11 protein-coding genes are annotated in these 11,645 nt (G+C 73.9%); 7 read left to right on the forward strand and 4 right to left on the reverse strand.

Annotated elements, in window-relative coordinates:
• Positions 1-82: 82 nt before the first annotated feature.
• The 3 genes from AC5L36_RS15680 (at position 83) to AC5L36_RS15690 (ending at position 4,613) form a co-directional block, all read left to right on the forward strand.
• Positions 83-1,579 carry an MFS transporter gene (locus AC5L36_RS15680; protein WP_441216398.1) on the forward strand — a complete coding sequence of 499 codons (1,497 nt, stop codon included), beginning with the start codon at positions 83-85 and terminating at the stop codon, positions 1,577-1,579.
• Positions 1,580-1,649: 70 nt separating this feature from the next.
• The gene (locus tag AC5L36_RS15685) at positions 1,650-3,137 is read left to right on the forward strand and encodes a hypothetical protein (RefSeq protein WP_441216399.1); all 1,488 of its coding nucleotides are present in this window, start codon (positions 1,650-1,652) and stop codon (positions 3,135-3,137) included.
• 567 nt (positions 3,138-3,704) lie between these two features.
• Positions 3,705-4,613, forward strand: a complete 909-nt coding sequence (locus tag AC5L36_RS15690; RefSeq protein WP_441216400.1) for an LLM class flavin-dependent oxidoreductase — start codon at positions 3,705-3,707, stop codon at positions 4,611-4,613.
• A gap of 3 nt (positions 4,614-4,616) precedes the next feature.
• Here the strand turns inward: AC5L36_RS15690 and AC5L36_RS15695 are convergent, their stop codons facing one another.
• Positions 4,617-5,426, reverse strand: coding sequence for a hypothetical protein (locus tag AC5L36_RS15695; protein WP_441216401.1), 810 nt, complete (start codon positions 5,424-5,426; stop codon positions 4,617-4,619).
• Entirely contained in the window at positions 5,419-5,919 is a 501-nt protein-coding gene (locus AC5L36_RS15700; protein ID WP_441216403.1) for a sigma-70 family RNA polymerase sigma factor, read from the reverse strand. Before AC5L36_RS15700 ends, AC5L36_RS15695 begins: the two co-directional genes overlap by 8 nt.
• Positions 5,920-6,043: 124 nt before the next feature.
• On the opposite strand from AC5L36_RS15700, the gene AC5L36_RS15705 reads away from it, so the two are divergent.
• The 3 genes from AC5L36_RS15705 to AC5L36_RS15715 all read left to right on the forward strand — a co-directional run bounded on the left by AC5L36_RS15705 (position 6,044) and on the right by AC5L36_RS15715 (position 9,299).
• Positions 6,044-7,498, forward strand: a complete 1,455-nt coding sequence (locus AC5L36_RS15705; RefSeq protein WP_441216405.1) for a M1 family metallopeptidase — start codon at positions 6,044-6,046, stop codon at positions 7,496-7,498.
• A gap of 78 nt (positions 7,499-7,576) precedes the next feature.
• Entirely contained in the window at positions 7,577-8,782 is a 1,206-nt protein-coding gene (locus AC5L36_RS15710; protein WP_441216406.1) for an RNA polymerase sigma factor, read from the forward strand.
• Positions 8,783-8,840: 58 nt separating this feature from the next.
• Positions 8,841-9,299: an Lrp/AsnC family transcriptional regulator gene (locus AC5L36_RS15715; RefSeq protein ID WP_441216408.1), complete on the forward strand. Its 459-nt coding sequence runs from the start codon at positions 8,841-8,843 to the stop codon at positions 9,297-9,299.
• Here the strand turns inward: AC5L36_RS15715 and AC5L36_RS15720 are convergent.
• Entirely contained in the window at positions 9,277-9,843 is a 567-nt protein-coding gene (locus AC5L36_RS15720) for a histidine phosphatase family protein (RefSeq protein ID WP_441216409.1), read from the reverse strand. The two genes, AC5L36_RS15715 and AC5L36_RS15720, sit on opposite strands and share 23 nt — an antisense overlap.
• Before the next feature lie 210 nt (positions 9,844-10,053).
• Here AC5L36_RS15720 and AC5L36_RS15725 point away from each other — a divergent pair, with 210 nt between their 5' ends.
• On the forward strand, positions 10,054-10,248 hold the full coding sequence (locus AC5L36_RS15725; protein ID WP_441216410.1) for a CsbD family protein: 195 nt from the start codon (positions 10,054-10,056) through the stop codon (positions 10,246-10,248).
• 55 nt (positions 10,249-10,303) lie between these two features.
• Here the strand turns inward: AC5L36_RS15725 and AC5L36_RS15730 are convergent, their stop codons facing one another.
• On the reverse strand, positions 10,304-11,629 hold the full coding sequence (locus AC5L36_RS15730) for a KamA family radical SAM protein (RefSeq protein WP_441216412.1): 1,326 nt from the start codon (positions 11,627-11,629) through the stop codon (positions 10,304-10,306).
• Between the last annotated feature and the right edge of the window lie 16 nt (positions 11,630-11,645).

Genomic DNA, 11,645 nt, shown 5'->3' on the forward strand with positions numbered 1-11,645 from the left:
CCAGAACGTAGCAGCGTGTCGGAATACGCCACTTTGACGCACCTGTTCGCCGTGCGGGCGCGAGCCGGCGGAGGCTCCGGGCATGCGCAAATGGTTGCCTCTGCTCGCGGTATCGCTGAGCACGTTCATGCTGCTGGTCGACCTGACCATCGTCAGCATCGCCGCACCGGCCCTCGCCGAGGAGCTGCACTCGTCGTTCTCGGCGTTGCAGTGGACCGTCGACGTGTACGTGCTGGTGCTCGCGGCCCTGCTCATGGCGGCGGGGTCGCTGTCCGACCGGCTCGGCCACCGGCGGGTCTTCGTCGCCGGGCTGGTCGTCTTCGCGCTCGCCTCGCTGGCCTGCGGGCTGGCGCCGGACACCGGCGCGCTCATCGCCGCCCGGGGCGTGCAGGGCCTCGGCGCCGCCGCCATGTACGCCACCAACGCGGCCCTGCTCGCCGCCACCTACACGGGCCGGGACCGTTCGGTGGCGTTCGGCCTGTGGGGTGCCGCCAACGGCGCGGCCGCCGCGGCCGGGCCGGTCCTCGGCGGCGTGCTGACCGAGCACGTGGGATGGCGGTCGATCTTCTTCGTCAACCTGCCCGTCGCCGTCGTGGCCGTGGTACTCGCCCGGGTGGGCATCCGCGGCGGTGGCGGATCGGCCGCCGGGCGGATGGACCTGCCCGGCGTGGCCAGCTTCACGGTCGCCGCGACGCTCGCCGTCTACGGCCTCATCCGCGCCGGCGACGCGGGCTGGAGCGACCCGGTGACCGCCGGCGTGCTCGCCGGCGCGGCCGCGGCGACGCTCGTCTTCCTGCTCGTGGAACGGCACCGGGCCGACCCGATGCTCGACCTGGGGCTGTTCCGGCGGCCGGCGTTCGCGGTGCTCATGTTCGGCGCGGCGGCGCTGACCGCGTCCGCGTTCGCCAACCTCGTGTTCGTGTCGCTGTGGGCGCAGTCGGTGCTCGGCCTCGGCGCGATGACCGCCGGGCTGGTGCTGGCGCCCCTGGCGGTGGTGGCGTTCGTGGTCGCCGGCGCCGGCGGCCGCCTGCTGCACGCCGTGCCGCCGCGCCACACGATCGGCTGGGGACTGCTGCTCGTCGCCGCCGGCACCGCGTTGTGCACGCTGGTCGGCCCCGACTCCGGCTGGCCGGTGCTGGTACCCGGCCTGTGCGTCACCGGCGTCGGCGTGGGGCTGTGCACGCCGGTGCTGGCATCCGCGGCGCTGGCCGTGGTGCCGCCCCAGCGCGCCGGCATGGCCAACGGCGCGTCGAACACCTTCCGCCAGCTCGGCTACGCCCTCGCCCTGCCGGTCCTGGCCACCGTGGTGACCGGGCAGGCGCGGCACGTGCTGGGTGGTGGCGGCGGCGCCGGCGCGGCCGAGCGGCTCACCGGCGGCGGGTACCGCGAGCTGCTGGGGGAGGCGCCGGCCGCGGTCCTGCGCGCCGCGTACGTGGCCGGCCTCGACCGGATCTTCCTGCTCAGCGCCGCGCTGGCCGCGGTCGCCGGCGTCACGGTGCTGCTGCTCCTGCGCCCGGCGGCACCCGCGGCGCCGGCGCCGGCGCGGGAACCGGTCGCCGCGGGGGCCGCCCGCGACTGAACGGGGGACCACATCGGACGGCCCGCCCGGTTACGATCCGCTCCGGTTCACCGGGGGAGTGGAGCGGATCGTGACCGAGCAGCGGGCCGCTCTTCGGCCACGGGTGAGGCTCTTCGCGGTCTCGGCGGGCGCCGTCTTCGCGCTGCTGCTCCTGCGCAACCCGGCCGTCTTCGACCGGGTCGTGTACGAGCGCGGCGACTCCGCGGCCAACTCGATCCTCGCCTCCGACGCCAAGCACTTCGAGCTGCTGGTCGGCAACTACTCACGGTTCCGGTTCCACCATCCCGGGCCGGCGTTCCTGTACGTGCAGGGGTTCGGCGAGTGGCTCTTCCACGACCTGCTCGGCGCCGTGCCCACCCCGTGGAACGGGCAGTGGCTCGCCCTGCTCGCCCTCAACTCGGTGCTCCTCGGGCTGTGCCTGGCGATCGTGCACAGCTGGACCTCGTGGCGGGCGACGGTCCTGTGCGGCGCGGCGGGCCTGCTCTACTTCGCGATGAAGCCGGCGATGCTGGCCTCCGCGTGGATGCCCGACCTGTACGTGGCGCCGTTCGTACTGCTGCTGCTCGCCGCCGCCTCGGTCGCCGCCGGCCGGGTGGCGCACCTGCCCGCGCTGGCGCTCGCCGTGGGCCTCCTCGTGCACGGACACGTGAGCTTCCTGATGTTCGGCCCGGTCGTCGCGGGCGCGGCCGTCGCCGTCTCGCTGCGCACGGCCCGCGCGGAGTGGCGCGCCGCCCGGGGCGCGGTGGCCGGTGCCGGCGCGGTGCTCGCGCTCTTCGCGCTGCCGATGGCGCTGCACCTGATCCTGCACTGGCCCGGCGAGTTCGGCCGCTACCTGCGGTACGGCGGGGCCGGCGGGATCCCGCACCCGGCCGACGTCGCCCGCTACGTGCTCGGCTACTACGCCACCGGCACCGTGCTCGGCGCGGTCGCGTTCGTCGGGTACTTCGGCGGCGCTGCCCTGCTCGTGCGCCGGCTGGCGCCCGGACCACCGCGCCGGTTTCTCGCCGCCGGCGTGTGCGCCGCCGCCCTGGCCACGATCCTGTTCCTCGGGTACGTGGTCCGCGGCGTCGACGACCTGAGGCTCACCTACGTCGGGCAGTTCACCCGGGCGGTCCCGCTGGTGCTGCTGCTCGTGATCGTGGCGGCCGCCGCCTCCGCACCCGCCGCGCGCCGGGCGCACCCGTGGCTGGTGGCCGCCGTGCTGATCGGCGCGCTCGGCGTCGGGAGCGGGGCGCCCGCACTGGGCAAGCTGCCCGAGCACGCGCCGGGCATGCCCGTAGTGATGGCCGAGCTGGGTCGCTACACCGGCGGCCGGCCGGCGGTGATCGAGGTGGGACACGAGGCGTGGCCGGCGCTGACCGCACTTGTCGTGCAGGGCGAGCGGCTGGGCCCGCGGGTGTGCGCCCGCGACCCGCGGTGGGAGTTCATGCTCACCGCGCGGTACATCTGCACGCCCGACGACCTCGCCCACGGCCGCCGCGCCCACCTGACGGCGGCCCCGCCCGCGGGCGCCACGGTGATCGCCCCGGTCGACGACTCGGTGCTCGTCGCTTCATGATCGTTAGCCCAACAGCCGGAGTCTCTCCGGCGTGTCGTCCGGTTTCCGGGCTTACGATCACCACGCATTCCAAATCCTGCCCCGATTGTCCCGCCACGTGGGAGCTGCGGCGCCGCGGCGGCCGCATCGCATGATCGTTCGCCCGATACCCGCACTCTTCCCGGCGTGTCGTGTCGTTTTCGGGCGAACGATCATGGCGCCGCCCACATGCTGAGCTACATCCCAATCGGAACGGGTGGTCCGACGATCCGCCGGTCGTTCACGATCCTTGCTGGCACCCCGATCCCCACGGGTCCATGGTGGACGTCCGGAAAGGCTTGTCCGGCGGAGCTGGCAGCGGAGGTCGGGGATTTCGGCGAGCCCTGGCGAGCCGCCGACCGGAGCGGTGCCCGCGGGAGCATACGGTCCGCGGCTGACGCGGACGGGGGCAAATCTGCGTGGAAGCGTCGCCGCGTGACCTCGACTCCGGAAGCTTCCTGGGCCAAGGCGCGGCAGTGACATCGGGCGGTCACAAGAGGAAGATGCGTCGCGGGTTGCCGCACCGCGAGTGAGAAGGAGCGCACTGTCGTGCAGCTGTGGCTTACCACGTCGCCCGGGGGATCCACGACGCGGCGGCTGGTCCGCCTCGCGAAGGCCGCCGAGCACTACGGCTTCGCCGGCCTGCTCGTGCCGGCGCCGGCGACCCGGCGCGGCACCGTCCACATCGGTCGGGACGGTGAGGAGGTGTGGTCGACGATGGCGGCGATCGCGCGTGGCACCCGGCGCCTGCGGATCGGCGTGTTGCTGGAGCCCGCCCATCTCGCCTCGCCGATCGAGGTGGCGCTGGCCGCGGCGGCCGTCGACCGGCGCAGCGGCGGGCGGCTGGAGCTCGGCCTGTCCGCGGTCCGCGCCGGCGGTGGCCGGTCGCGCAGCCTGCTGCCGCCGATGCCGGAGGGGTTCACCCGGCTGGACGAGACTCTCGCGGTGCTCACCGGGCTGTGGTGGACGCCGGGCGACGAGCGGTTCACGTTCACCGGCCGCTACCACACGGTGCTCAACCATCCGGCCGTCGCGACCGCCCAGCGGCCGGGTCCGCCGCTGATCGTGTCCGGGCCGGGCCGGCGTACCACCAGCTATCTGGCCGCCCGCTGGGCCAACGAGGTCAACGTCCCGTTCCGCGGGCTCGACCGCACGGTGCGCATGTTCTGGGACGCCGACGACGCGCGGGCGCACACCGAGCGCCGCAACCCCGGGCGGTCGCCGCTGCGGCACTCCGCCGCGCTCAACGCCTGCCGGCGGCCCGGTGGCGGCCGCCGCGTCGCCGCGCTGCTGGAGCTGCTCGCCACCCTCGGGCAGTACCAGTCGATCGGCACCGCCCGGGTCTACCTGCGGCTGCCGGACAGCGGCGGGCAGGGCTTGGACGTGCTGGCGCGGCAGATCCTGCCGGTCTTCGCCGGCCTCCGCGCCCCGGCCGCCACCCAGCCGCACGCCTGCTGACCCTCAGCAGGCGTCGGTGCCGGGGCAGAGGCGGGCCGCGGCGGTACGCCCGAGGCCTTGCAGCTCCGGCCGGCTCAGGTTGGGCTTCACGAAGAACTCGGCCAGTAGGTCGCCCTGGCGCACCAGCACGTGGTAGGTCCGGAAGCCGCCGCCGTGGTCGACGGCGACGAGCAGCGCCTCCTGGCCGGCGAAGTCGCGGGCGGCGATCGAGATTTCCCGGCCGGCGCCCGGCGCGCAGCCCTCGACCCGCGCCCGCACCTCGGCCAGGTACCGGCTCGCGTCGCCGGGGCGGAACCGGGAGACGGCCTCCGACACCCGGTCGTCGGCCTGCGGCGTGCCCCGGATCAGTGCCCGCTCCGCCGACTCCAGCGGCCGCACCGGCCGGGCCGCCTGACCACAGGCGAACACCGAGGCGCTGAACTCGAACGTCCAGTCGCCCGAGCCGGCGCCGCCGCCCAGGCGGTACCCCGGTCCCAGGTCGGCCGGCCGGAGGAAGAGCGCGTCGCCCAGCGGCACGCTGGCCGGCGGCGTCGTGGGCGCGGGCGGTGTCGTGGGGGCGGGCCGCGGCGACGCCGACCGGGACGGGGCCGGCGGGCTGACCGTGGGGGAGACGCCGGGTGCCGGCGCCGCGCGGTCCCGCTGGGCCACCGCGATGCCGGCGGACGCGGCGAGCACCGCCGCCGCGGCCGCGGCGGCCACCGCGACCCGGGTGCGCCGCTCCCGCCGGCGGGCGCGGTCGCGCAGGTCGGACGCCGGCTGCCAGCGGGTCTCCGCGGTGTCGTCGAACAGCTTCTGGAACAGCGGGTCAGGCATGGCTGTACTCCCCGGGCAGGTCCCTGTCGAGCAGCGAGGCGAGCGTCCGGCGACCGCGTACCAGCCGCGACTTGACGGTGTTGACGGGCACGCCGGTCTGCGCCGCGACCTCCGCCACCGGCAGGTCGAGCAGGTGGTGCAGGGCGATGGCGAGGCGTTCCGGCTCGGGCAGCCGCCGCAACGCCTCGACCAGCGCGACGGTGTCCTCATTGGGCGGTCGCGCGGGTTCGGCGGGGCCGTGCCGGCGGTACGCGACCATCCGGTTGCGGGCCTTGCGCCACCGGTTGACGCACAGCCGGTACCCGACCGTGCGCACCCAGGCCTCCGGGTCGTCGTACCCGGACACCGTCGACCACCGCTGCCAGGCCCGCAGGTACGCCTCCTGCGCCGCGTCCTGCGCCTCGGCGCGGTCACCGCCCATGGCGTACAGGAACGTCACCACCCGGTGCCGCGAACCCAGGTAGAAGTCCTCGAAGGCGTCGTCTCCGGCCACCGCGCGCTCCCCTCCCCGTTCCCCTTCCATGGCTACACCCGCGGCGCGCGTGCCAGGTTGACGCGTTCACAGCAGTGTCGGTTGCCCGATTGATTGTCGACGTCGTCTCCCTAGCCTTCTCGGTATGCGCTGGAGGAGCCTGATCGCCGCGGTGTGCGCCGGACTCGTCGTGCTGCTGAGTGCCGCGCCCGGGGCCGCCGGGGGCGGGTTCCGGCCGGGTGCGCCGGGCCTGGGCGATCCGTACTTCCCGACGTACGGCAACGGCGGATACGACGTCCTGCGCTACGACCTCGACATCCGCTACCAGCCGGACACCGACCTGCTCACCGGCCGGGCGGTGATCCGGGCGCGGGCCACGCAGCACCTGTCGAGCTTCAACCTCGACCTCGTCGGGCTGACGGTCGACGGGCTGCGGGTCGACGGGCGGGCCGCGGCCCACGCGCGGGCCGGGCAGGAGCTGACCGTCCAGCGGAGGGTGCGCGCGGGTTCGGTGTTCACGGTGGACGTGCGCTACCACGGCGTGCCCGAGCCGTTTCCGAAGCAGTTCCCGCGCCGGATCTGGCCGTCCGGCTTCCTGCACACCGACGACGGCGCGGTCGTGGCCGGTTTCCCCGAGGTGGCCGCGAGCTGGTACCCGGTCAACGACCATCCGCTGGACAAGGCGAGCTACTCGTTCGCGGTGACGGTGCCGGCCGGTCTGGAGGCGATCGCCAACGGCGTGCCGCGGGGGCGGGACACGCGGGGCGGCTGGGCGACCTGGCGCTGGGAGCAGCGCACGCCGATGATCAGCTATCTGGCGACGGTGGCGATCGGCGAGTTCGACGTGCGGACCACGTGGCGGGACGGGCGGCCGACCGTCATCGCCGTCGACCCCGACGTGCCACCGGGCCTCGCCGACGACGTCGCCCGCACCGACGAGATCACCGACGTGCTGGCCGGCCATTTCGGCCCGTACCCCTTCGAGGCCAACGGCGCGATCGTCGACGACACCCGCGACCTCGCGTTCTCGCTGGAGCTACAGACCCGGCCGATCTACGACCTGTACAGCCTCGAGCTGGGCGACAACACATACCTGGTGGCGCACGAGGTCGCCCACCAATGGTTCGGCGACAGCGTCGGCATGCGGCACTTCGACGACATCTGGCTCAACGAGGGCTTCGCCACCTACGCGGAGTGGCTGTGGGGCGAGCACCTCGGCCAGTTCACGCCGCGGGACGCCTTCGACTACTACTACAGCCAGCCGCTGGACGCCGCGTACTGGGCGCCGCCGCCCGGCGACCCCGGCCCGGCCGACCTCGACCTGCTCGACGACTCGGTGTACCTCCGGGGCGCGATGACCCTGCACGCGCTGCGGATGACCGTGGGCGACGGCGCGTTCTGGCGGATCGTGCGCGGCTGGTACGCGGCGAAGCGGGACGGCAACGGCTCCACCGCGGAGTTCGTGGCGCTGGCCGAGCGGGTCTCGGGGCAGCGGCTCGGCCCGCTCTTCCAGGCGTGGCTCTTCACGGACACCAAGCCGCCCTACCCCGGCGGCGCCGCTCCGGCCGCCGGCCGCGCCCCGGCGGGGTTGCGCCGGTAACCGTTTCTATCGATGCTGGTCACTGTTTTGAGCCGGTGCGGCACCGCCCCGCCCCGCTAGGCGCTCTAGGCTGGCGGCGTGGCGGACGTGGCAGCGCTGCTCGACCAGGTGTGGCGGGACGAGGCGGGCAGCATGCTGGGGGTGCTGAGCCGGCGCCTCGGTGACCTCGACCTCGCCGAAGACGCGCTCCAGGAGGCGGTCGGCGAGGCGTTGCGGCGCTGGCCCGACGACGGCGTGCCGGGCAGTGCCACCGGCTGGCTGGTGACCACCGCGTGGCGTAAGGCGATCGACCGGCTGCGGCGGGAGCGGGCCGGCCGGGAGAAGCTCGCGCTCGTCGCCGGCGAGCCGCCCGCCGCGCCGACCGGGGACGACCGGCTCGCGCTCGTCTTCGCCTGCTGCCATCCGTCGCTGAGCGAGCCGCTCCAGGTGGCGCTGACCCTGCACGCGGCCAGCGGGTTGCCGGCGGAGGCCATCGGGGCGGCGTTCCTCGTGCCGACCGCGACGATGGCGCAGCGGCTGGTGCGGGCCAAGCGGCAGCTGCGGGCGGGGGGAGTGCGGTTCGAGCTGCCGCCGCCGGAGGAGTACGGGTCTCGGCTCCCGGCGGTGCTCGCCGTCGTCTACCTGGTCTTCAACGAGGGATACCTGGCCAGCGCGCGCGACACACCCCGGCGGCGCGACCTGACGCGGGAGGCGCTCGACCTGGCCCGCCAGCTCGCCACGCTCATGCCGGGAGAGCCGGAGGCGGCGGGGCTGGCCGCGTTGCTGGAGCTGCACGAGGCGCGTGCCGCCACCCGCTTCGACGGTGACGGGCGGCTGGTGCTGCTGGAGGACCAGGACCGTACCCGGTGGGACCGGTCCTTGATCGAGGCGGCGGCCGCGCGGTTGCGGGTGGCGGTGACCCGCGACCGGCCCGGTCCCTATCTTCTCCAGGCGGCGATCGCGGCCCAGCACGCGCTCGCACCCACCTACGCCCGCACCGACTGGGCGACCATCCGCGGGCTGTATGACACGCTCTACGCCGTCCAGCCGACGCCGGTGGTGCGGTTGGGGCGGGCGGTGGCGACGCGGCACACGCACGGGGCGGCCGCCGCGCTCGCCGAGGTGGAGGAGCTGGGGGAGCGGCTGGACGGCTACCGGCTATGGCACTCGACCCGCGCGGAGCTGCTGGCCGACCTCGGCCGGGACGAGGAGGCGACGGAGGCGACCCGGCGGGCGCTCGCGCTGGCCGCCAACCCGGCCGAGCGGGAGCTGCTGGCTCGGCGGCTCAGCCTGCGCGCGCGATGACGGGCCCGCGCCGCGCCGTAGCCGCCTCGGCGTCCGGCGGCGGTGTAGTTTTCTCGCCGTGGAGGAGATCGATCGCGCCATCGTCGCGGCGCTGACCGCGGACGGCCGCCTGTCGTACACCGACCTGGCGGAACGGGTGGGGCTGTCGGTGTCCGCCGTGCACCAGCGGGTGCGGCGGCTGGAGCAGCGCGGCGTCATCAAGGGGTACGGCGCGCGCGTGTCGTACGAGGCGTTGGAGCTGCCGCTGAGCGCGTTCATCGCGATCCGCCCGCTCGACCCGTCCCAGCCCGACGACGCGCCCGACCGGCTTGCCCACCTGCCCGAGATCGACTCGTGCTACTCGGTGGCGGGGGAGGACTTCTACCTGCTGCTGGTGCGCGTGGCCAGCCCGGCCGAGCTGGAGCGGCTGCTCCAGCAGATCCGCACGGCCGCCAACGTCACCACCCGTACGACGGTGGTGCTGTCGACGCCCTACGAGGGGCGGCCGCCGCGGATCACGAGTTCCAGTGGTGGATGACCGGCCGGCGGTGCTCGTACCCCAGGACGGAGATCGTGGCGGTGTCCAGCCGCAGCTTGCCGCCGCCGCTCGGGGGTAGCTCCACCCACCGCGCGCCGGCCACCCGCAGCGCGTGCCCGTGCCCGACGAGCGCCACGTCGCCCCGCTCGGCGGCCACGCGCGCCTTGGCGAGCACCCGGTCGAGGCGGGCGCCCACCCGCTCCGGGGACTCGCCGCCGGGGCAGCCGTCGGTCCACAGGTTCCACTGTGGATCGCGGGTGGCGTGGATCTCGTCGGTGGTGATCCCCTCGTACTCGCCGTAGTCCCACTCGGCCAGGTCCGCGTCGATCTCGCTGACCGCGAGGCCGGCCAGCTCCGCGGTGCGCAGGGCCCGCTTGCGCGGGCTGGAGAACACCGCCACGAACGGCCGGCCGGCGAGGCGGCGCCCGGTGGCACGGGCCTGCTCCTCGCCGTCGGGCGTCAGGTCGATGTCGGTGTACGACGTGTGCCGGTGCGCGGCGCTCCACTCGGTCTGGCCGTGGCGCACGAGAACGACTTCCCCCACGGCGCCAGTCAACCAGAGACGCCACACACCTAGCCTCCTAGGATGCCGTAGAGGGTGTGACCCGCGGGCGCCACATGGCCCCGGATCCGATACCTAGCTTCCTAGGACGCCTTACGGGATGTGCCATGCCGCACAAGGGGAGAGGTTTTCGCCAACGAAGGAGCGGGCACCTCGAAGCGGAGAGACGAGCGCTACTCAGGAGGAGTGACGATGAGCCTCGCAGATAAGGCACGCAACAAGGCCGAGGAGCTCAAGGGCACCGTGAAGGAGCGCGTCGGCGACGCCACCGACAACGAGAGCATGCAGGCCGAGGGCGCCAGCGAGCGCGCCGCCGCCAAGGCGAAGCAGGCCGGCGAGCACGTGAAGGACGCCGGGCGCGAGGCGCGGGACGCGTTCCGCGGCTGACTTTTGATCCATCTGCCATGACCGGGGTGTCCCTTGTGGACACCCCGGTCGCGTGCTATTCGCTCATTTCCTGTTTGCGCCACCACTTCTGGCCGGACTCGGGCAGGGTGTCGATCGGGTCGTAGTACGGGTAGCGGCGGGCCAGGGCCTCGTCGTCCTCCTGCTCGATGGAGGTGCGGTAGTTCTTGGTCCAGTACGAGATGCCGTGCTCGCGGTCGTACTCGGTGACCATGTGTACCCAGCGCTTGCCGACCAGCGGCACGTCGCACACGATGCGGGGCGTGGCGTAGCCGGGCAGGTAGCCCATGATGTCGTGCTGGAGCTCTTGGGCCTGCCACACCGGCACGCGCCAGTGCTCGGCGTTGGGGATCATGTCGCACATGTAGAAGTAGTACGGCAGGATGCCGGCCTCGCCCTGGAGCGCGAAGCACAGGTCGAGCAGCTCGGGCGTGGTGGCGTTGACGCCGCGCATGAGGACGCCCTGGTTGCGTACGTCGCGGACGCCGACTTCGAGCGCGGTCTGCGCGGCGCGCGCGACCAGCGGGGTGAGCGAGTTGGCGTGGTTGACGTGGGTGTGGATGGCGAGGTTGACGCCGCGGCGGGCGGCGGTGCGGGCGACCCGTTCGAGGCCTTCGACGACGTCGGGCTGGAGCCAGTGCTGGGGTAGGCCCATGAGCGCCTTGGTGGCGAGCCGGATGTCGCGGATGGTCTCGATGTCGAGCAGGCGCATGAGGTACGACTCGAGGTGGCGCCAGGGCACGTTGGCCACGTCGCCGCCGGACACGACGACGTCGCGAACGCCGGGGTGGGCGCGCAGGTAGGCGACGTGGGCGTCGTACCGGTCGGTGGGTTTGAGGGTGAGCTTGAGCTTGTCGACGGCGGGTGTGGAGTTGCCGACGAGGTCCATGCGGGTGCAGTGGCCGCAGTACTGCGGGCAGGTGGAGAGCAGCTCGGCGAGCACCTTGGTGGGGTAGCGGTGGGTGAGTCCTTCGGCGACCCACATGTCGTGCTCGTGGAGGGAGTCGCGGGCGGCGTGCGGGTGTGACGGCCAGTCGGTGCGGCGGTCGGAGGCGACGGGGATCATGTACCGCCGGACGGGGTCGCCGTAGAAGTCGTCGGTCGACATCGTGTTGAGCATCTGGGGCGGGACGAGCATCGACATGGTGGCGCGCTCGCGCTGGTCGGCGACGAGGTCGTCGTAGAAGGCGTCGGGGACGAGGTCGCCGAGGACGGCGCGGAGCTGCTTGACGTTCTTGACGCAGTGGACGCGCTGCCACTGCGCGGACTCCCACTGCTCGCGGGTGACGTCGCGCCAGCCGGGGAAGCGGGCCCAGTCGGGCTCCACGAGCTCACGCCGGCGGTACTCGTACGGCTGCCCCACGTCGCCCCCAAACTAG

It is taken from the genome of Phytohabitans sp. LZ39 (assembly GCF_059359075.1).